Source organism: Nitrospirota bacterium (assembly GCA_016207885.1).
In the GTDB taxonomy this organism is placed as follows: Bacteria; Nitrospirota; Thermodesulfovibrionia; order UBA6902; family UBA6902; genus JACQZG01.
In genome coordinates this window covers 199,538-220,716 of sequence record JACQZE010000005.1, presented here as the reverse complement: position 1 = coordinate 220,716, position 21,179 = coordinate 199,538, and the positions used below count along the sequence as shown (strand labels likewise).

General features: G+C 45.9%; 22 protein-coding genes. 4 read left to right on the top strand and 18 right to left on the bottom strand.

Features of this window, described 5'->3' with window-relative positions; translation table 11 throughout:
• Window positions 1-56 precede the first annotated feature (56 nt).
• The 10 genes from HY807_04990 to HY807_04945 form a co-directional block, all read right to left on the bottom strand.
• The gene (locus HY807_04990) at window positions 57-347 is read right to left on the bottom strand and encodes a DUF2442 domain-containing protein (GenBank protein ID MBI4825760.1); all 291 of its coding nucleotides are present in this window, start codon (window positions 345-347) and stop codon (window positions 57-59) included.
• Between the two features lie 12 nt (window positions 348-359).
• The gene (locus HY807_04985; protein ID MBI4825759.1) at window positions 360-626 is read right to left on the bottom strand and encodes a DUF4160 domain-containing protein; all 267 of its coding nucleotides are present in this window, start codon (window positions 624-626) and stop codon (window positions 360-362) included.
• A 277-nt stretch (window positions 627-903) separates the two neighbouring features.
• Entirely contained in the window at window positions 904-1,188 is a 285-nt protein-coding gene (locus HY807_04980) for an integration host factor subunit beta (protein MBI4825758.1), read from the bottom strand.
• Between the two features lie 98 nt (window positions 1,189-1,286).
• Window positions 1,287-2,135, bottom strand: a complete 849-nt coding sequence (gene sppA, locus HY807_04975; protein MBI4825757.1) for a signal peptide peptidase SppA — start codon at window positions 2,133-2,135, stop codon at window positions 1,287-1,289.
• Window positions 2,136-2,140: 5 nt separating this feature from the next.
• Complete coding sequence (locus tag HY807_04970) at window positions 2,141-3,718, bottom strand: 30S ribosomal protein S1 (protein ID MBI4825756.1); 1,578 nt, start codon at window positions 3,716-3,718, stop codon at window positions 2,141-2,143.
• A 14-nt stretch (window positions 3,719-3,732) separates the two neighbouring features.
• Window positions 3,733-4,572: a 4-hydroxy-3-methylbut-2-enyl diphosphate reductase gene (locus HY807_04965; GenBank protein ID MBI4825755.1), complete on the bottom strand. Its 840-nt coding sequence runs from the start codon at window positions 4,570-4,572 to the stop codon at window positions 3,733-3,735.
• On the bottom strand, window positions 4,553-5,203 hold the full coding sequence (locus tag HY807_04960) for a 1-acyl-sn-glycerol-3-phosphate acyltransferase (protein MBI4825754.1): 651 nt from the start codon (window positions 5,201-5,203) through the stop codon (window positions 4,553-4,555). The genes HY807_04965 and HY807_04960 overlap by 20 nt, the downstream gene beginning before the upstream one ends.
• A gap of 102 nt (window positions 5,204-5,305) precedes the next feature.
• Window positions 5,306-5,953, bottom strand: a complete 648-nt coding sequence (locus HY807_04955; GenBank protein ID MBI4825753.1) for a (d)CMP kinase — start codon at window positions 5,951-5,953, stop codon at window positions 5,306-5,308.
• A 201-nt stretch (window positions 5,954-6,154) separates the two neighbouring features.
• Entirely contained in the window at window positions 6,155-6,466 is a 312-nt protein-coding gene (locus HY807_04950; GenBank protein MBI4825752.1) for a YtxH domain-containing protein, read from the bottom strand.
• A gap of 1 nt (window position 6,467) precedes the next feature.
• The gene (locus HY807_04945) at window positions 6,468-6,860 is read right to left on the bottom strand and encodes a DUF948 domain-containing protein (protein MBI4825751.1); all 393 of its coding nucleotides are present in this window, start codon (window positions 6,858-6,860) and stop codon (window positions 6,468-6,470) included.
• 324 nt (window positions 6,861-7,184) lie between these two features.
• Between HY807_04945 and HY807_04940 the strand changes: the two genes are divergently transcribed.
• On the top strand, window positions 7,185-8,066 hold the full coding sequence (locus tag HY807_04940) for a Fic family protein (protein MBI4825750.1): 882 nt from the start codon (window positions 7,185-7,187) through the stop codon (window positions 8,064-8,066).
• A 42-nt stretch (window positions 8,067-8,108) separates the two neighbouring features.
• On the opposite strand, the gene aroA is transcribed toward HY807_04940, so the two are convergent.
• The 5 genes from aroA to pheA are packed head-to-tail and all read right to left on the bottom strand — an operon-like array spanning window position 8,109 to window position 13,509.
• Window positions 8,109-9,398 carry a 3-phosphoshikimate 1-carboxyvinyltransferase gene (gene aroA / locus HY807_04935; GenBank protein MBI4825749.1) on the bottom strand — a complete coding sequence of 430 codons (1,290 nt, stop codon included), beginning with the start codon at window positions 9,396-9,398 and terminating at the stop codon, window positions 8,109-8,111.
• Window positions 9,385-10,233: a prephenate dehydrogenase/arogenate dehydrogenase family protein gene (locus HY807_04930; GenBank protein MBI4825748.1), complete on the bottom strand. Its 849-nt coding sequence runs from the start codon at window positions 10,231-10,233 to the stop codon at window positions 9,385-9,387. Before HY807_04930 ends, aroA begins: the two co-directional genes overlap by 14 nt.
• Before the next feature lie 18 nt (window positions 10,234-10,251).
• Window positions 10,252-11,277: a 3-deoxy-7-phosphoheptulonate synthase gene (gene aroF, locus HY807_04925; GenBank protein MBI4825747.1), complete on the bottom strand. Its 1,026-nt coding sequence runs from the start codon at window positions 11,275-11,277 to the stop codon at window positions 10,252-10,254.
• A gap of 34 nt (window positions 11,278-11,311) precedes the next feature.
• Entirely contained in the window at window positions 11,312-12,394 is a 1,083-nt protein-coding gene (locus tag HY807_04920; protein ID MBI4825746.1) for a histidinol-phosphate transaminase, read from the bottom strand.
• A gap of 47 nt (window positions 12,395-12,441) precedes the next feature.
• Complete coding sequence (gene pheA, locus HY807_04915) at window positions 12,442-13,509, bottom strand: prephenate dehydratase (GenBank protein MBI4825745.1); 1,068 nt, start codon at window positions 13,507-13,509, stop codon at window positions 12,442-12,444.
• A 165-nt stretch (window positions 13,510-13,674) separates the two neighbouring features.
• On the opposite strand from pheA, the gene HY807_04910 reads away from it, so the two are divergent.
• On the top strand, window positions 13,675-14,076 hold the full coding sequence (locus HY807_04910; GenBank protein ID MBI4825744.1) for an NUDIX hydrolase: 402 nt from the start codon (window positions 13,675-13,677) through the stop codon (window positions 14,074-14,076).
• Here HY807_04910 and HY807_04905 read toward each other — a convergent pair.
• The 3 genes from HY807_04905 to HY807_04895 are packed head-to-tail and all read right to left on the bottom strand — an operon-like array spanning window position 14,073 to window position 17,589.
• Window positions 14,073-14,567, bottom strand: a complete 495-nt coding sequence (locus HY807_04905) for a PaaI family thioesterase (GenBank protein ID MBI4825743.1) — start codon at window positions 14,565-14,567, stop codon at window positions 14,073-14,075. The two genes, HY807_04910 and HY807_04905, sit on opposite strands and share 4 nt — an antisense overlap.
• A gap of 44 nt (window positions 14,568-14,611) precedes the next feature.
• On the bottom strand, window positions 14,612-16,216 hold the full coding sequence (locus tag HY807_04900; GenBank protein ID MBI4825742.1) for a hypothetical protein: 1,605 nt from the start codon (window positions 16,214-16,216) through the stop codon (window positions 14,612-14,614).
• Window positions 16,216-17,589, bottom strand: a complete 1,374-nt coding sequence (locus tag HY807_04895; protein MBI4825741.1) for an NAD-dependent epimerase/dehydratase family protein — start codon at window positions 17,587-17,589, stop codon at window positions 16,216-16,218. The genes HY807_04900 and HY807_04895 overlap by 1 nt, the downstream gene beginning before the upstream one ends.
• 269 nt (window positions 17,590-17,858) lie before the next feature.
• On the opposite strand from HY807_04895, the gene galU reads away from it, so the two are divergent.
• Together galU and lon are read left to right on the top strand one after the other, a co-directional pair.
• On the top strand, window positions 17,859-18,758 hold the full coding sequence (gene galU / locus HY807_04890) for a UTP--glucose-1-phosphate uridylyltransferase GalU (protein MBI4825740.1): 900 nt from the start codon (window positions 17,859-17,861) through the stop codon (window positions 18,756-18,758).
• Window positions 18,755-21,160, top strand: coding sequence for an endopeptidase La (gene lon, locus HY807_04885; protein ID MBI4825739.1), 2,406 nt, complete (start codon window positions 18,755-18,757; stop codon window positions 21,158-21,160). Before galU ends, lon begins: the two co-directional genes overlap by 4 nt.
• Window positions 21,161-21,179: the final 19 nt, after the last annotated feature.

Here is a 21,179-nt window from a genome sequence, read left to right as displayed (position 1 = left end):
TATATATAAGTATATTAGGTGGGTGGGTAAATTGAGGGGTTAGGCGAGACCCGGAACTATCCGGCCGCCTGTTTTTTTACGGTTCGTGTTGAGAGTTTGGTCAGGCGCGGTTTCATTGTGACGCTGTGTGCATACAAAAACTCCGGATCAATATCTAAATGATTGGCCCACTCAATACTGTCGAATTTAACCGTAACGGAGTTGAATAAGCTGACATCACGCAATTCTGCGAATTTTCCAATCGTGAGATAAGGAGTAAGATCAAAGATTTTTTCCTCACCATTTTTAAATTTAATTTGCAGCTTATATCCTTCTAACGGCTTCGCGCTTTTTACCGGTATATACATATTTGTTCTCCTCTATTTCAATGGCTCAATGGGGAAGGGAAGTTCACCTTTTGATGTTAATTCCCAATCGGCCATCAGTTCTTCTTTGTGAATTTCAGCCCAAGCCAATACAAGCTTTGTCTGCCTCGGGGGCAGCTTGCCGTCAGTGATTTCGCATGAACGAATATCAATAATAGCCATGTGCTTCTGGTAATAGGCGTGTATATGCGGGGGGTTGTGTTCTCCCGGAGAGCAATACATCCTGATGATGATCCCGAAAAACATTGAGATTGTCGGCATTATGCCTCCTGTAACTACCTTCCGAGCAGCAGCGTTCATGATTATAAAATTTGGCTGCTATTTGTTGGCTGCACATAATCTGCATCTTCAACTGCAAATTTTCTTAAGCTCGCCATTTGAAATAATATCGAGATTAATTTACCACATTTCTTGCAGATTCCGCCATATATGCGGGGCTTCAGTCCAACTATATAGAGCAGAACAAAAAAAGAAGGTTTCAAACAATATGTCTGAAACCTTCGAAAGAAAAGCTGGTTTTTTATTAAGATGAAAAGTACTATATGTCTTTTGTCGCCATCTCCCTGAGTTCTTTGCCGACCTTAAAGTAAGGAACCTTTTTTGGCTCAACCGCAACTGAGTCTCCTGTCTTGGGGTTTCTGGCCTTGCGGGCGTTCCTGCTTCTGAGCCTGAAGTTGCCGAAACCTCTTATCTCAACTTTGTCGCCGTGCGCCAGCGCGTCCTTGATGCTGTCAAATATCGTCTCGACAACAACCTCTGTCTGTTTTCTTGTAAGCCCTTCAACTTTTTCAGATATTTTTTCAATGAGAACAGATTTAGTCATACCGGCCTCCGATAAATTATTCTAAAATTATAAACTATATAAACCAATTATTACCGTTTTAAATGTACTACATAACAACAGGATATGCAATATTTTTTTTAAGGTGAAAGGAGGTATTTCAGTTTTATTCCCGGCATGGAATTTACAAGAAAATTATTAGTGAATGAACTCCTTAAAAAACCGAAAAACCCGGTATCCTCTTCCTTCTCCACCACCTCCGGCTCACCCTCGATCCCGCTCAGCTCGGCAGCCAGCTTTATCGCCATGTCAAGATTGCCGAGCTCATCTACCAGCCCGACCCCCTTCGCCATCCTTCCTGTAAAGATACGGCCGTCGGCAAGGAGTTTGACCGCGTCAATACTTAAGCCTCTGCCTTTTGAGACAGCCTCTATGAACTGTTCATGCACATCATCGAGCACGACCTGAAGCAGCTTCCTCTCGTCAGGGCTCATGGTTTTGAAGATTGATGCTATGTCTTTATGCTCACCGCTTTTTACGATCTGATTCTGGATCCCGATCTTCTGCATGAGCCCCTCTATGTTGGGGATCTCCATGATAACTCCCATAGAACCTGTAAGCGTTCCGGCATTGGCAACAATTTTGTCGGCAGGGCAGGAGATGTAATACCCGCCGGAAGCGGCAACAGACCCCATTGAGACCACTATCTTCTTCTTCGCCTTGGCCTTGACCACCTCATCATATATCTCCTGAGAAGGAGCGACTCCGCCGCCGGGGCTGTCCACCCTCAGAACGATTGCCTTGACCGAGATGTCGGAAGCATAATCCTTGAGCTCTTCTATAACACTTTTAGAATCCATGATCACGCCCTCAACGCGGACAACCGCGACCTTATCCCCGAGAGGGATCTTGCCTGTGACCGCAGTGAAAAGGCTGATAATTACAATTATCGCGGTTATGATTATAAAAAAAATGAGTATCTTCTTCATGAAACTTAGCCTGCCATAGTCTTGGTGCTGAGGCCGATCTTTCTGTTATCCAGATCAATATGAATTATCCGCGCTGTCAGTTCATCGCCTGGCTTAAAGATATCCTCTGTCTTTTCACTGGGCTTTTTATCGATCTCGGATATATGCAGCAGCGCCTCGACGCCCTCTTTAAGCTCAACAAAAACCCCGAAATCAGCAACATTTGTAACCTTGCCCGTTACCGGATCGCCAAGCCCGTACTTGTTAGGTATCTCAGTTATCCACGGGTCAGGCGTCAGGCTCTTTAAGCCGACAGATATCCTTCTCTTGTCGGCATCTACCTCTATGATTGCGACCTCTATCTCCTGCCCCTTCTCAAGAACATCGGACGGGTGCCTGATATGCCTGACCCAGGAAAGATCAGAGATGTGAAGCAGTGCGTCAACGCCCTCATCCAGGCCGATAAATGCGCCGAAGTCAGTGAAGCTCTTTACAGTCCCTTTGACCTTCTGGCCGACAGCGTACTTCTCTTTTACAAGATCCCAGGGATTAGCTTTAAGCTGCTTTATGCTGAGCGATATCTTCTTGTCGCTGCTGTTGACCGAAAGAACGGATGTCTCTACGATCTCGCCTATTGAGAAATACTTGGATGGTTTCTTGACCTTCTCGACCCAGTCTAACTCGCTGACATGCACAAGGCCCTCGACACCTTCCTCAAGCTCTACAAATACGCCATAGTCGGTAATGCCTATGACCTTGCCTGAGACCTTTGCGCCAAGAGGATATTTTGCCTCAACAGACATCCATGGGTCAGATTTTCTCTGTTTATACCCAAGCGTCACCTTTTCTGTCGCAGGGTCGAAACTGAGCACAACGACATCGATCTCATCATCTACGCTGAAGAGTTCGCTCGGATGGCTGATCCTGCCCCATGACATATCGGATATATGAAGAAGGCCGTCTATCCCGCCGAGGTCTATAAAAGCGCCGTAGTCGGTCAGGTTCTTTACGGTCCCTTTCATTACAGCGCCTTCTTTTATATTAACAAGCGTGACATCTTTCTGTTTATTGCGCTCCTCCTCGAGGATAACGCGCCTTGATATGATCACATTAGAGGTCTTCTGGTCCAGCTTGATGACCCTGAATGCCAGCGTCTGGCCGATAAGAGAGTCTGTATCCCTTATCACCTTCAGGTCGATCTGGGAGCCCGGAAGGAAGGCCATTACCCCTCCTATGCTGACTGTCATCCCGCCCTTAACCTTCCCGGTTATCCTGCCATTCACCTGATTCCCGCTGTTAAGCGCGTCTTCAAGGTTTGACCATGTCTTTTCCGCGGCAGCCTTCTGCCGGGATAACTTGATAAAGCCCTGTTTGTCATGAAGGCCGGTAACATGGACGTCGATCTCATCCTCTGCCACAAGGCTTTTATATTCATCATCAAGAAGCTCTCCGATCGGGATGAACCCTTCCCGCTTGTATCCCACATCAACTATTACGCCGTCAGACTTGACCTGCAGAACTTTGCCCCTTACAATTGAGCCTTCATGCAGATTATTGAATGTGTCGGCATAAAGTTTTTCGAAATTATCATTTTGTATTTCCATAGCTGTGTATTATATTACCTCCCGAAAGATATTTCTTTTATTTTTTTTACAACATCATCAATGATCCACTGCGGAGTAGACGCCCCCCCTGTAATTCCGGCCTTTTCTACGCCGGCGAACCACTCTTTATCCAGTTCTTCAGACGTTTCAATATGAAATACATTTTCACAACCCTGTTTCGAAATATTTACAAGCTGTGTGGTGTTCGCGCTGTTCTTCCCGCCGACAACTATCATAACATCCACCTTTTTCGACAGCTCTTTTGTTTCTTCAACCCTGCGGGCTGTATAATCGCATATCGTATTATATATTTTCAGCTCCATCGCCGTGCTTATGACCTTGTCAACAATATCTTTAAACACTTCAAACGGCTGGGTTGTCTGAACAATTATCCCGACCTTCTTCTTTATCGGAGGCAAGGGCTCTCTTCTGCTGACAGTGACAACGTCATCACCGGCAAAACCTATCAGCCCCTGAACCTCGGGATGTTCCCTGTCTCCTATTATCAGAACCTGATAGCCTTCTTCGCTTAATGTCTTTGCATAACTCTGGGCCTTTTTTACAAAAGGGCATGTAGCGTCAATAAGCTTGTACCCGACCTGCCTGGCTTTAGTATATATATCCGGCGAAACGCCGTGCGTCCTGATAATAAGAGTTTTAATGTCCTTAGAGCTGATATCATCAGTCTGAGAGACGCCTTCATTCTTCAGTTTATCTACGACCTGAGGATTGTGGATCAGCGGTCCGAAAGTAAATATCCCTTCCTTCCCCTCTTCAGCAAGCTTAAAAGTAGTATCTACCGCGCGCCTGACCCCGAAACAGAATCCCGCTTTTTTAGCTACTATTATCTCCATATCTCTCTTTGATCTCTCGTATCGCCGACATCACCTGATCGCTGATTTTTTCATACCCTTCATTTTTATTATCAGCGCCCTCAGCCATGACAGGATAAACAGGCCTGCCGAAGATCACCGATATCCTGGCGCGCCTCAGCCACTTCGCATTAAACGGAAGCGCAATATTCGCCCCTGTTATAAGGGCCGGTACAACAGGCGCGTTACTCATGGAAGCCAGCATCCCTATCCCGCGTTTCGCCTTGAGAAGCTTGCCTGTTACGCTTCTCTGCCCTTCAGGAAATATAGTAATAAGTTCACCCGCCCTGAGCCTGCTGATCGTCTTTTTAATGACAGAGGGGCGTGTGCCGCCCTCTTCAACAGGAAATGCATAATGCCTTATGACCCTGCCGAGCAAAGGCATGTCAAAAAGCTCCTTCATCGCAATAAAGGTGCCTCTTCTTGGAAGCACCGAACCTATCAATGGAGGATCCAGATAGCTGACATGGTTGGCGGCTATTATCACACCGCCTTCAAGCGGTATGTTCTCTCTGCCTATGACTTCAAGCCCGCCGTTAATACGTAATATTATTCTTATGACCAGTGAGAAAAATCTATAGAAAAAATCAGATATCAGCCTTCTGCTCTGCAATATACGGTTATGCTTCTCCTGTAAGATTTAGTCAGGCAAGGAACATTATTATATAGTATTTAGAAAAAAAAATTAATCAATTCAACAAGCTACAATTAATCCCTATGCCTTTAATGCCTTCACGATCTCTTGTACGACCTCTTCTTTACTAAGGTTTGTTGAATCTATATAAACCATATCAGCGGTTCTGGTCAATGGAGAAGTGTCCCTTGTTGAGTCTCTGTGGTCCCTTTTTTTAATGTCTTCAATCGTTTCCCGGAGAGTAATTTCAGGGTCTTTGGCTTTAAGTTCCTCAAACCTTCTTCTTGCCCTCTCTTCCAGGCTCGCGTCAAGATAAAATTTATTCTCGGATTCAGGAAAGATGGCTGTGCCTGCATCCCTGCCTTCGATAACTATCTTCCCCTTAAGGCCCATCTCTCTCTGTATGGAGAAGAGGCCTTCCCTTACCATGGGGATGGCTGAAACCTTTGAACTGAGTTCCCCGATTTCTGCTGTCCTTATTTCGGCTGTAATATCCTGCCCGCCGACAAGTACCTTTTGCCCATTGAATGTGATCTCTATCTCGTGGAGAATTTTTTTCAGCGACGCTTCATCATCAGGGTCTGCGCCGTCATTCTTCACCTTCCAGGCAACGGCCCTGTAAAGAGCTCCGGTATCAAGATAGCTGTAACCGAGGCGTTTGGCAAGCATCTTTGATATGGTGCCCTTTCCTGAGCCGGAAGGCCCGTCTATAGTTATGACATTCTTCATGATCGATCCAGTAATATCCAGAAAACATTTGCGGGTCAGGTTTGTAAGCTGAACCCTATGTTATGAATAAGCAGAATACTGCAAGTATGCAATGGGTTAATAGATAACCGGAATATTGGGTTCAATTTGCAAAATTCAACCCGCAGGGAAAGCAGATGCTTCGGGTAGTCCCGATACAAAGGGACTACCCATCTATAACAATTATCCCTTTGTCTGTCTCTCTTTTTCTTTACTGTAAGCTTCTTTGCCGGCTTCGTAAGCGTTTGCGATCAATGACTTCTTGTCTTCCATGAAATGTTTTCCGCTGTCCACTGCGGAAGAGAATTTTTCTTTTGCCTGCCCTGCGTACTCAGAAACCTTTTTTCTGCCGTCATCGGCAAACTCCATAAGCTTCTCCCTTGTCTCTCTTCCTGACTGCGGCGCTGTTAATAAAGCCACGCCTGCGCCGACTATACCGCCTAATACAAATGCAAGAATAACACTGCCTGCCGAATATCCTCTTTCCTCGCTCATTCTATTTCCCTCCCTTTTTTATGATCCCCTGCGTAAGAACGCCCAGGGCTGTCTTTATGCCGGAACTGAAACCCAGTGTTGTAAATGAAACAAGCATCTGGATCTTTCTCACAAAACTGTTTATGTCAGAAATAATCGCCCCTGTTTCTCCTATGGATTTTGTCAGGTTCTGCACGTTGTCCATTGATTCATCCAACTTTAAAATAACATGATTTGTCCTCTCAACCGTCTCCCGGAGATCTGTTAATAGCGGGGCAAGAGACTGATTTGTGGTATTGAGCAGGTCTTCCGCAGCCCTTGCGGTCCTTTTAATCTGCAATATGGCAGGAATTAAAAAGAGCAGAAGGAAAAAAAGAAAACCGGCAATGATTCCCAAGAGAAATTCAATGTTCATAATAGCTCCATGTTGTTAATTATATGTCTAATTTATCCCGCAAGCAAATATATGATACATAAAGCCGTAACAGGTTGCAAACAAATAATTTTCGTTGTGAAATCTTTAAGAGGGACTGCGATGAGTATGCCGGTGTCTATGGCCAATCTCATTAGGCTTTTCAGGATATACGACGAGTGTTGTCTCTGTACTATTAGCTATCCGCCATACAATGCTGAGCAAAGCCTTTAGCGTATGGCTACAGATAACAAGTTAATTACAGGCTATTTCACGTCAAATTAACGATGTTTTGACATAATCACGTTAATCATGTATATTGTCTTTATGACAACGACAAATCCTGTAAAGAACGAGATCAAAGCTCTTAAAACCGAATACGACCGGCTTGGCAAAGGCAAAGAATCTTTACTTAAACTTATTGATGAGTCCGAGCTTTCTGAAAGCGTTTTCAACTCGAACGCCATCGAGAATTCAACGCTTACATTGAAGGAGACAGAACGCATTCTGCTTGAAATGGAAGTTACCCGTAATGTTTCTGTGCGGGAAGTTTTTGAAGCAAAAAATCTCGCATGGGTGATGGAATACACCAGAAGCAAAGCATTGAACTCGGAGCTTTCCATGGATATGATCCAGCTTCTTCATAAAATGCTGATCGGTAATATCAATGATGCTATCGCAGGGCGTTTCCGCACCACAGGCGAATATGTCCGAGTAGGAACACATATCGCTCCGGCTCCGGAAAACGTCGAACGAATGATGGAGGCGATCCTGCTGGAATTTTCCTCAGATCACCATAATTATTTTGCCGACAGGATAGCAAAATTTCATCTCGATTTTGAAACGATCCATCCGTTCTGCGACGGTAACGGCAGAATGGGCCGAGTGATCATTAATTTTCAGCTCATGCGTTCCGGTTTCCCCTGCATCATTATTCGGGACAAAGAGAAGAGGAGTTATTACGCATCGTTCAGTGAATACCGCAATTCAAAAAATACAAAGACGATGGAAAAGATCGTAACGCTCGCCCTGACGGAATCGCTCCATAAAAGAATTGCCTATCTTCGCGGCGAAGAGATAACCCCGCTTGCAAATTTCGCAAAGGCGCATAAAAAATCGATCAACACACTGCTTAACGCCGCCCGCAGGCAGACTATTCCGGCGTTCCGTGAAAAAGGCGTTTGGAAGATCGGAGATTATAAACTATAAATGCATCATCTGAAAATCAAATCTGCAACGCTGTAATTTTCTTTATTCTTTAAGCCTATTAATCATATCCATAAAGCCGGGGAAGGAGGTATCTATGCAGTCTGTGTCGTCAACCGTAGTCTCGCCTTTTGCCATAAACCCCGCAACGATCATTGACATAGCTATCCTGTGGTCTCCGTGGCTGCTGACATCTGCTGCATCAAGATTATCTCTTCCTTCGATTATGATGCCGTCGGGAAGTTCTTCAACCTTAACACCCATCTTCGCAAGTTCCGATGCCATTGCCGCAATCCTGTCCGACTCTTTTACCCTGAGTTCTTGAGCGCCTGTTATCTTTGTTGTGCCCTCTGCCAATGCGGCTGCGACACAGAGTATCGGAAATTCATCAATAGCCCTTAAGAGCATCTCACCGCCTGTCTCTATGCCTGAGAGGCTTGAGTGCTTTACAAGTATATCAGCAACCGGCTCGCCGGAAATATCCCTCTGGTTCAGGAGCTGAACAGATGCCCCCATCATTATCAGAATATCAAGCAGGCCGGTTCTTGTCTGATTTATACCGACATCTTTGATCAATACCTCGGAACCGGGAACAATCAGGCCGGCAACGATAAAGAAGGCGGCTGATGAAAAATCAGCGGGCACTCTTATATCCATAGGGTTTAATTTGGCACGGCCTTTAATGCTCACTTCAAGCCCTTGCACATTAATATCAACGCCGGCAGCCCTGAGCATCCTTTCGGTATGGTCTCTGGACTTCTCTGGTTCAACAACAGTGGTTATACCGTTACAGTAGAGTCCTGCAAGAAGGATTGAGGATTTGACCTGCGCGCTGGCTACGGGAGAATTGTATTTTACAGGGCTGAGATTTCCGCCTTTAATATGAAGCGGCGGAAACCCTCCTGCTTCAGAAGTAATGACAGCGCCCATCTTTGCAAGCGGGCTGATCACCCTCTGCATGGGACGTTTAAGAAGATATCTGTCGCCTGTAAGCGTTGAGGAGAACGGCTGTCCCGAAAGCACGCCGCTCATCATCCTCATTGTTGTGCCGGAATTGCCGCAGTCTATCGCACCGTCAGGCGCGGACAGGCCGTTCAAGCCTTTGCCATTGATAGTCACAGTCCCTCCATCATTGGACTGCTCGATATCTATACCCATCTGCCTGAATGCTTCAAGAGTCCGCATCGGGTCCTCGGCAGCGAGAAAGTTTTCAATGACGCTCCTGCCCTCTGCAAGGGAAGAAAATATTACTGCGCGGTGTGATATGGACTTGTCAGGAGGAGGGGAGGCCTCACCTTTAAGCGGGTTGCTGTGGCAGACTTTAATCTGATTCAAGACGCTGTCTCGCCTCTTTTGCTCTTTTAAATTCTTCCTCAAGCCCTTTCCAGTCCGACTTTTCAAACCGTTTTATGATGCCGGAGATATTAGAGGAGAAGTCGTTAAGCGACTTTAGTATGTGCTCCCTGTTCTGTGAGCATATGTCTTTCCAGAGCTCAGTAGGGCTCAGAGCTATCCTTGTCATATCCTTGAGCCCTCTGCCGCCAAAATCAAGTATGTCTTCCCTGATGCTGCTTATGGAATTTACAAGCGCGTATGCCAGGACATGCGGCAGATGGCTTACAGCGGAATAGACCTCATCATGCTCATCAGGGGTCATGTGCAACACCCTTGCGCCAAGCTGCTTCCAGAGTTCGGTGATATCCTCCAGCGCGTCCTTGTCAGTATCCGGAGTCGGAGTGATAATGCATTTTGCCCCCCAGAAGAGCTCGGATGTGGCCGCCTCTAATCCCTGCCTCTCCCCGCCGGCTATCGGATGCGCGCCGACAAAGCTCACGCCTTCGGGCATTAACGCATCCAGCCTTCCCACCAGCCCGCCTTTTACGCTTCCGACATCAGAGACTATCGCCCCTTTTTTTAACTCATATCTTATGTCATCGACAATATTTTCAAACTGGCCGACAGGAGCTGCAAGCAGGACAAGGTCAGCGCCTATCACACCGTCAGCCGCTACTGTGCTGTATTCATCTATTATCCCTAATTCTTCCGCCTTTATGAGGTTCTCCTCATTCCTGCCGACACCGGTGATAATGGCGTTGATACCGACCCTCTTTAATGAGAGGGCGAACGAACTGCCAAGCAGGCCGACACCGATGATTGTTATCTTTTCCAAATTCATTTTATTTCCTCTTTATATCTCTCTGCCCACAGCCTTTGCAACAGCCTTGAGCTCCTTCATAAGCGTCTTGAATTTAGCAGGCTTCAATGACTGCTCGCCGTCAGAGAACGCCTCTTCAGGGTTTGCATGCACCTCGATCATGAGCCCGTCAGCTCCGGCAGCTACAGCAGCCTTTGCCATAGTGGCTACAAACTCCCATCTGCCTACAGCATGGCTCGGGTCAATAACAATTGGTAAATGAGTAAGTTCCTTCAGTACCGGAACGGCGCTGAGGTCAAGCGTGTTCCTTGTTGCTGTTTCAAATGTCCTTATACCCCTCTCGCAGAGTATGACCTTGCTGTTGCCCTGCGCCATAATGTATTCGGCAGCCATGAGAAGCTCTTTTATGGTAGCTGAAAGCCCCCTCTTGAGAAGAACCGGCTTATTGTAAGAGCCGACCTCCTGAAGCAGCCTGAAGTTCTGCATATTCCTCGCGCCGATCTGGATAATATCGACATGTTTGATTATGAGGCCTATGTCCCTCGGATCCATTATCTCAGTTACAACAGGGAGCCCTGTCTTCTCGCGCGCCTCAGCGAGTATCTCAAGCCCTTCTTCTCCAAGCCCCTGAAAGCTGTACGGAGATGTCCTCGGCTTAAACGCCCCGCCCCTTAAAAATGTCGCCCCCGCCTTCTTAACATCCTGTGCTACATTGATGAGGTTCGCCCTGTTCTCAACAGAGCACGGGCCTGCCATGACATGTATCCGCTTCCCGCCGATTACATGCCTGCCGACCTTTATAAGCGAATCCTTCTGCTGGAAGTTCCTGCTTGCGAGCCTGTACGGCTGTGTTATCCTGTGCACCTTCTCAACACCGTTTAACGCCTCAAATGAACGGCTCTCATCTTCCGAGACCTTTGAGGTATCGCCTATGACACCGATGACCGTTCTTTCTGTGCCTGTTGAAAGATGGGCGTCAAAACCCATCTGTTTAAGCCGCTTAACTATATTCCTCTTCTCTTTTGCAGTTGCCTTTGGTTTAAGTACTATAATGTCCATAACTCCTCCATAAAAACCGTACTCTCATTATTGATTACAGATCACTCGTTACAGCCTTTAACGCGTCTAAAAACCTTTTATTCTCATCGGCAAGGCCGATCGTTATCCTTAATTCACGCTTGCCCATCGGCCTTATTATAACGCCCTTTTTCAATAGCTCATTATAAAGCTGAAGCGCTGTATCATCCTTTAAGATAATATATATGAAATTTGCCTCTGTGGGAAGACAATCGATCCCCATTGATCTGAGTTCTTTGTATAGAAATTCTTTTCCATCTTCATTTGTCTTCCTCGCCTTCTCAACATGTTCTACATCTTCAAGCGCGGCAAGGGCTGCCCTCTGTGCAAGTGAGTTTATATTAAACGGCTGCCGCACCTTGTTCATCTCTGATACTATGGAGCTATGGGCGATGCCGTATCCTATCCTCAATCCTGCAAGTCCGTATATCTTGGAAAATGTCCGCAGTATCAGAACCGGCCTGCCCTTCTTAAGATAATCCATGCTGTCAGGATAATCAGGTGAAGAGACATACTCAAAATACGCCTCGTCAATAACTACCAGCACATTATCCGGAACCCTCTCCATAAAGGCATCCATCTCTGCCCGGTTGTTTATCGTGCCTGTAGGATTGTTAGGGTTTGCAATGAATATGACCTTTGTCTTATCTGTTATCGCAGATGCCATCGCATCGAGGTCATGGCGGTAGTCTTTGAGCGGTACGACTATGCTCTTTCCTCCCGCAGCCTGCGTGACAGTAGGGTAAACGACAAAAGAGGGGCTTGCCATTATCGCCTCATCACCCGGGCTCAAAAATGTCCTGACAGCCAGCTCGATTATCTCATTGGAGCCGTTGCCGAAGATGATCTCATCAGAAGTGATGCCGAGCTTTTGAGACAGCGCCGTCTTCAGATTGTAGCAGCTTCCGTCAGGATACCTGTTAAGGTCATTTATGCCTTCGGCAAGCGCCTTGACCGCAAGTGGTGAAGGCCCTATAGGGCTTTCATTGGAAGCAAGCTTTATGGAACCCGTTATCCCGAGTTCCCTCTCAAGCTCTTCTATCGGCTTTCCGGGCACATACGGTTTAATGTTTTTTATATGTTCAGGAGCGTTTATCATAAGGAGTAAAGGATTGCTGATGAAAAATATGCTTATGAAATATTAACCTAATCTGCCAAAGGGTAGGAGCCCAGCACCTTGAGATAAAGGCATTCCTTTTTTACGGCATCAATGGCCTTCCTGACCTTGAGGTCCTCTACATGCCCCTGCATATCAACAAAGAATATGTACTCCCACGCCTTCCTCTTGGACGGCCTTGACTCGATCTTTGTGAGGTTTATCTTATGCTTTGCAAAATGTTCAAGTATCTTATGCAGAGCGCCGGGCTTGTCCTTTACTGAGAACATAATGGATGTCTTGTCATTGCCTGTCCTCGGAAGGTAATCTTTTGCGATCACAAGAAAACGGGTGAAGTTGTTCTTGTAGTCCTCTATGCCCTTTGCAATGAACTTCAGTTTGTAAATATCAGCGGCAAGTTCGCTTGCTATGGCAGCGGAAGACGTTTCCTTTGCAACACGCTTGGCAGCTGACGCCGTGCTCATCCCGCCTATAAGCGGAACGCCGGGATAGTGTTCTTCGAGCCAGCCCCTGCACTGGGCTATCGGCTGAGGGTGGGAGTAAATTTTTTTTATGCCAGTAGCTTTGCCTGTCTTGGACATAAGGTTATGCCTTATGGGAAGCATAACTTCAGAGGTGATATTCAGGTCAGAATCCATGAACATGTCAAGCGTATAGTTGACAACGCCCTCTGTAGAATTCTCAATAGGCACAACACCATACTGCGCCTTGCCTCTCATTACAGATTCAAAGATGGCCTTGATCGTGCTTTCCGGGACATATTCAGCTGACGCGCCGAACTGCCTTCTTGCCGCAAGATGCGTAAATGTCGCAGGCGGGCCGAAGTATGCTATCTTCAGCGGCTGCTGGAGTGAGCGTGAAGTTGAGAGTATCTCTTTATAAAGCGCGATAAGCGCGTCACCGGGGAAAGGGCCTGTGTTGAGCTTTCCTAATCTCTTAAGAATCTCTCTTTCCCTGGTCGGCGAGTAGACCTTGAGCCGGTCGTCCTTTTTAGCCTCTTTGATATCAAGGACGATCTTCGCCCTGTCGTTTAAAAGCTTAACGATCGTATTGTCTATATCATCTATCTTGTTTCTCAGGGATTTGAGTTTGGCCATATTATCTCTCTCTGTAACTAACAATATTAATAAAGTGTAATGTATCAAGTTCCCCTGTTTTTTGCAAGCATTCTTAAGCTTTGAAACCGGCAAAAGACAACAGGTTTAGCAATCCTGTAAAATATGAACCACTTAAACAATGATAGGTATTTTTCTTCATATATAATGAAACAGACATATCGAAATCCATTCCTGACTGTTGATGTCATAATCGAGATCAACAAAGGGATAGTCCTTATAAAAAGGAAGAACCCGCCTCCAGGCTGGGCGATTCCCGGCGGTTTTGTTGATTACGGAGAAACGATTGAAGATGCTGTTATCAGGGAAGCTAAAGAAGAGACAGGGCTGGATGTAAAACTTGTCCGTCAATTCCACACCTATTCAGACCCTAAAAGAGACCCGCGCCACCATACAGTTTCAACCATATTCATTGCGACCGCTTCAGGCACGCCCAAAGCAGGTGATGACGCAAAAGAGGCAGAGATCTTTTTTAGAGATACACTTCCCGATGATATAGCATTTGACCACAGGCAGATACTTGAGGATTATTTTGAGAAGAGATATTAATTTGAAACCTTCACCAGTTTCCCCTTCGCATCAGCTATAACAACACCATCAGAAGTTACGGCCTTTGCATAAGCCTCGATAGTCTTTCTGGTCTCTTTTAATATCTCAGCCGTCACAGTTATCCGGACGCCCACATTTAAAGGCTTTTTCAGGCGGACGTCCATTTGCGCGGTAACAGAAGGCATTCCCATCGCGATGACGAGCTTTACCATCGCCTCATCAAGCAGTGTTGTTATAATCCCGCCGTGCACTATATTGAAGTATCCCTGATGCTCTTTTTTCGGGGTGAAATCCGCCGATATCATCTTTCCGTCAAAGGAGAAATCCAGTTTAAGTCCGATCGGATTCTTAGGCCCGCAAACAAAACAGTGTCCGTCGTCAGTAAGGTCCATGTCCGAAATGTAGCATAATGAGATGATAATGACAACATGGCATTCCCTGTATCCAACCTTGCCATGCAGAAATGCCGGGCATACATAACAAAATGACATAGGCTATCATCAATTGTAATTAGTAAATATTTAATAACACTTATTCAAAAAACGCATTCCGCAACTCTGATGGCGTTGGCCATAAGAGTAAACGTCACATTCTTTGAAGGCAGAAAACCGAGGGTCGTTCCATCTATAAAATATAGATTATCAAAATCATTGCTTTGACAAAACTCCGACACAGTAAATGGTTTTTTCCCTTCCGCCGCAGGCAAGGTTCCGGAATAATGAACACTGGCCCCGGGGGGGCGAATATGTATCGTCTTGGACGGAGACAGACATCCGAGCCTCAAAAGAACCCTGCTAACCTCTTTAACGGTCTTCTTTATAATCGCCCCTTCACGCTCCACCGGAGAATAATGGATCGCCAGCCTTGAACGCCGGGTCTTTTTGTCTACATCAAGCGTAACGTAATTATCCTGCCTTCTTGAGTCGGAAAAATTAATATTTACGATTCCAAGCGCTGAATGGACATCCCTGAAAAATAAAGATGATGCTTTAAGGTCAAAGAACATGTTCTGGATTATAGGATGTACCAGCGCGGTCTTCAGCATGGTGATATGCGCATGTATATCTTCCTTTGGGTTTTCACTCTCCATGCCCAGCGCAAGCTGATGGTACTGGTAGCTTTCCGGGTTATAGGGCTTACCTGCCATTTTAAGGTTTATAAAAGGCATGAAGACCTGACGGTTATCCATCAGTCCATGGAGTTTGACTATCTCTCCGGAACCTTTGAATATTGAGTTCATAAATATCTCGGAGGAAGAGAGCGTGCCCGCTGCCAGCACGAGCCTGCTTAAAGGGAATTCCAGCGTCTCATTTCCTGAAACGGCAACGACACCTGTGATACGTCTTTTGGAATCAAATTTAAAATGTGTCACATAGGAGCCTGGAACATATTTAAACTCTGGGTACTGCATGCATTGCGCCAGTGTAATGGAAGGAGTATAAATGGATTCAATCGGGCATCCCCACAGGCACCTTCCGCAGTACCTGCACCCCTTACGGTTGTCTTTATCACTGCTTATGGTAGCTGTCCTGGAACGTCCTATATAACAGCCATGTTTCTTGTTGATGGAGCTTTTAGCCTTCTCATAATCAGAGAGAAAAAGGCCGGTATGCTCATCCGTCTTCAGCGGAGTCATTATGTTGGAATGGAAAGGCGTGAACCTTACCAGGTCATCCTCAGCTCCGGTAATTCCTATGCGGCCGGCTATCTCGCTGTAATAAGGCTCAATGTCTTCATATTTGAATGGAAAGTCCTCTAACTCATGGGAATTAAACGGGTCCACGCCTGCTGTCCATGCCTCAGCAAGCCCGCCCCTCGCAAAAGAGAATAAAGGCGCAAAACCATCAGCGCTGAAACTGAAATTGCCGGGTTTTCTGAAGACATGATTTTTGCTCGGGGGGAAACCATAGTACTCGGATTCATTGCCCGGAAAGAGAACTGCCTCATAATCACTGCCGAGAAAATATTTGACCGGGTCATCAAGCCGGCTTTTCAGTTCAATGAAACTGCTCTCCGGGCTTACCGGTTCAGCCTTCCTGTAGCCGACATCAAGCATGGTCACCTCATAGCCTTTCTTAAGCAATGAAAGGGTGAAATTAACACCGCTTGCTCCTGATCCGACAATTACAATCTTATCCATCAGCCTTCATTTTTATCTCCTGAAGTTGCTTTGTAAAACAGATGAAAAGGTGAGAATATTACAAAAGATACTAACAGGCTGAGAGTAAAAAATATCGCACTCCTTAAGAACCTGCCCAGGACAGCGAGCCTGGCGGATCTCGGCGCTGAATCAAAATAGAAGGATGCCGGGGCGCTGCTTTCAATAATGGCAAGGAGAAGCACCAGTTTTTTCCTGAGGACAGAACCTTTAAAAAAAACGCTTGTGTATACGTCTGCGAGTTTTGTAAGTATCGGGTGGAAGCCGGCCGCCCTTGCCAAAAAACTGTCAAACTGCTTCAGCCCTGAGTCATTAGCAACAACACCCGCGATGTGAGCATCTTTATACTTGCCAGTCACATATTCATCAGGATTCCTGCATATAAGATAAAGTGAGAATACAGCGCATTCTTTTTTTAGTTTATCTGCATCGGCAGAAGTTTTTTTTTCAGCGCTCAGCGCAAGCATTTCATCAACATTTTTCATATGAAGCGACATGTCAGAAAACACCCTGTTTTCAGAGATAGTGCCGTCAAAACGGAAAGAAGAGAGCTGGCCTACATTAAAAGGCAGCGCTGAATAAATGAATTTCTCAAGCACTGAAAGAACCGGTACCAGAAGCCCTAAGGGGAAATGGATCAATTTTGGCGCCCTGCCCAGATAACTACCGGCTATCTTTGTTACAAACTCATCAATGGTCAGTATCTCAGGGCCGCCGAGCTCATATATTTCATTATTGAATATATCCTCGTTAATTATATGCTGAAAACATTCTGAAAGATCGTCTGTATATATCGGCTGTATCTTTGTTTTTCCATTGCCGAATATAAGTGACAGTGGCATCTTGGCAACCTTCACAAAACTCTCTAATATAGAGGAGCCCTTTCCTATCACTATTGCTGGCCTAACTATCGAATAGTTAAGCCCGCTTTTTCTAACGAGCTCCTCTGCCTTAAGCTTTGACTGCGCATAGTAATACCTGGAGATATCCGGGAATTTAACAGCTATTGAGCTGACAAACAGAAAGTTCTTAACTCCGCACCGTACACACTCCTTAAGAAGTGCCTCTGTTGCAGCTAAATTCGTTCTGAAGTATTCCTCCGGCATGGCCTTTCCTGTAACTGCGGCAAAATGTACTACAGTGTCAATTGATGGAAGATATTCTTTGTAGAGTTCAGGGACGAATATATCCCCTTTTATGAACTTAAAATTACCGTATTTTGAAAGAGAATCTGTAACTGCGCTCTCTTTCCTGCTGATACATAATATTTGCTCAAAATCAGCAAGGTTAAGTTTTTGAATGAAATTGCCCGATATAAAACCACTGGATCCGGTAATAAATAATGATTTTTTCATTTAATATGTTCGCATGAGGATAGTAAAAAAATTTTAATCTTAAGTTTGTGCCGCTAACCCTGTGTGTTAGTATACGCTTAGAATAAATGACTTTACAACAACACTTATCCATACATGTCAAACCAAAATAGAAATGTCCAGACTATCAAAATAATGGCAGGTATTTGCATAACTGTAGAATAAAGTTATATATTCTGCTGCTTTCATTAACTATATATACATGGTAGAATATTTACGTCTTAAACCCATAGCTTATTCAGGAGTTCTAAATGCCTAAAAAAACCAGAAGCAAGATAAAAAAAGCTGTTTTTCCGGCTGCTGGCCTGGGAACAAGGTTTCTGCCTGCGACAAAAGCGTCTCCAAAAGAGATGCTTCCGATCGTTGATAAACCCATGATCCAATATGCGGTTGAAGAGGCTCAGAAATGCGAAATCAATGAATTCATAATGATTACCGGCAAATCAAAGAGGGCGATCGAAAACCACTTTGATTCCGCGTTTGAACTTGAGGAGACACTTAAAAAGAAGGGCAAGCACGCCATGCTTGCGGAGATCAAAAAGTTAGACCACCTTCATTTTGCTTATATAAGGCAGAACGCTCCGTTAGGGCTCGGCCATGCCATCTACTGTTCAAAACCTTTTGTAAATGATGAGCCGTTTGCAGTCATCCTGAGCGATGATATAATAGACCCTGACGATGACCTGCTTGGAAAGATGATAAAGCTTTACGATCAATACCAGACGCCGATACTGGCGCTGGAGAGGATGCCGGGATCAGAGATACATAATTACGGGGTAATAGCCGGCAGAGAGATAAAGAAGAACCTGTATAAGGTAACGGGCATGGTGGAAAAACCGAAAGCGGCTGACGCCCCGTCCGATCTCGCGATCATAGGAAGGTATATACTTACCGCCGACATCTTCAAATATATAGAAAAGGTCAAGCCCGGAAAAAGCGGAGAGATCCAGCTGACCGACGCGATAAACGCGATGCTGAAGAAGAAACCTGTTTACGGTTTCCTCTTTGAAGGCAAAAGATATGACGCCGGCGACAAGGTCGGATTTCTCACGGCCACGGTTGAGCTCGGCCTCAAGAACCCGGCTGTAAAAAACGATTTCAGAAAATATCTGTTGTCGATACTGCCCAAAATCCAAAAGGAGAAACAATGACTGATATAGACGCAAAAGAGATCAATGCAAAGGATGAACGCAATGTCGAGGTTCCTTCTGCCTTGCCTGTGCTCCCTGTGAGAGATATAGTTATCTTCCCGTATATGATACTTCCGTTATTCGTCGGCAGGGATGTTTCGATAAAGGCTATTGAGAATGCCGTGGGAGAGAACAAGCTTTTAATGCTTGTCACACAGAAGAATGTTGATGTTGAGAACCCTACCAAAGATGACCTTTACAGGATCGGAACTGTAGGCAGTATCCTAAGGACTTTAAAACTCCCGGACGGCAGGTCAAAGGTCCTTGTTCAGGGCATAACAAAGGCAAGGATAACCAATTTTACACAGACAGACCCTTATTTCATAGGAGAGATAGAGAAGCTGGCTGACACTAAAGAGCATGAGCTGACCATCGAGGTTGAAGCGCTTATCCGCAACGTCAAGGAGCTGCTGGATAAATCAGTGGCGCTCGGCAAATCCTTTATGCCGGATATAATTCTGCTGATAGAGAATATCGACGAACCCGGAAGGCTTGCCGACCTCATAGCTTCAAACCTCGGATTAAAGGCGGATCAGGCGCAGGAACTCCTTGAGAAACTTGATCCTGTAATGAGGCTTAAGAGAATAAGCGAGATCCTCAGCAGAGAGGTGGAACTCCTTCTTGTCCAGCAGAAGATCCAGTCAGACGCAAAGGGAGAGATAGACAAGACCCAGCGCGAATACTTCCTCAGAGAGCAGCTTAAGGCCATACAGAAAGAGCTTGGCGAGATAGATGAAAAGACCGAGGAGATATTTGAACTGAAACAGAAGGTCGAAGAAGTGAAGATGCCTAAGAAGGTCGAAAAGGAGGCGCTCAAGCAGATCAGCCGGCTTGAGAAGATGCATCCCGACTCTGCCGAGGCAGGGACGATAAGGACCTATGTTGACTGGCTCGTGGAGATCCCGTGGTCCAAGGCAACAAAGGATAACCTTGACCTCAAAAAGGGAAAACAGGTGCTTGATGAAGACCATTATGACCTTGAGAAGGTAAAAGAGAGGATACTTGAATACCTCGGTGTAAGAAAACTTAAAGAAAAGGCCAAGGGAAAGTCCGGGATGAAGGGCCCCATACTATGCTTCGTCGGGCCTCCGGGCGTCGGCAAGACATCATTGGGGAAATCCATTGCGCGCGCGCTTGGAAGAGAGTTCTTCAGAATGTCTTTAGGCGGAGTGAGGGATGAGGCTGAGATAAGGGGGCACAGAAGGACATATGTCGGCGCTATGCCCGGAAGGATAATTCAGGGCATCAAGGCAGCAGGAAAGAACAACCCTGTCTTCATGCTCGATGAGGTCGACAAGATAGGCATGGACTTCAGGGGCGACCCGGCTTCCGCGTTGCTTGAGGTGCTTGACCCTGAGCAGAACTTTGCGTTTACAGACCATTACCTCGGCGTGCCTTTTGACCTGACCAATGTAATGTTCATAACCACAGCCAACCTTATCGATCCGATACCGTCTCCGCTTCGGGACAGGATGGAGATAATATACCTCTCCGGGTATACGGCTGAGGAGAAGCTCGGCATCGCCAGAAACTATCTGATCACAAAGCAGCTTGAAGAGCACGGGCTTACCGAAAAGAACCTGAAGATAGCCGACAGCGCGGTAATCCAGATGGTGACGCACTACACAAGAGAAGCCGGCGTAAGGAATCTTGAGCGTGAGGTAGCGAACGTGTGCAGAAAGGTCGCCAGAAAGATCGCAGAGGGCAAGGATAAGATATATCACATTTCCTCGGTTAACCTCTCAAAATATTTAGGCGCTCCGAAATATTTGCCGGAAGAAGAGATGGAAAAAGATGAGGTCGGCGTATCAACCGGCCTTGCATGGACAGAGACCGGCGGAGATATTATCTATATAGAAGCCACGATAATGAAGGGCAAAGGCGATATAACGCTCACCGGCCAGTTAGGCGATGTAATGAAGGAGTCTGCTTATGCCGCAAGAAGCTATATACGTTCAAAGGCAAATGAGATAGGCATAGAGAGCACCGCCTTTGCAAAAAATGATATTCATATACATGTTCCCGCGGGAGCCATACCTAAAGACGGCCCTTCAGCAGGCATAACCCTGGCAACTGCCATTGCATCGGCATTTACCGGAAGGCCTGTTTACAAGAGCACCGCTATGACAGGAGAGGTAACGCTGAGAGGCAGGGTGCTGCCGATAGGCGGGCTTAAGGAGAAGACTCTTGCGGCAAAGAGGATGGGCATAAGCAGGATGATCATTCCGAAAAGAAACCAGAAGGACCTGGAAGAGATACCAAAGTACATAAAAAAAGATATGGAGTTCACCCTTGTTGATACGATGGATGAGGTGCTGAAGGCAGCGCTTAAAAAAGGGCGCGGCAAGAACAGGCCGCATTAGGTTTCCTGTCCGATGAAAC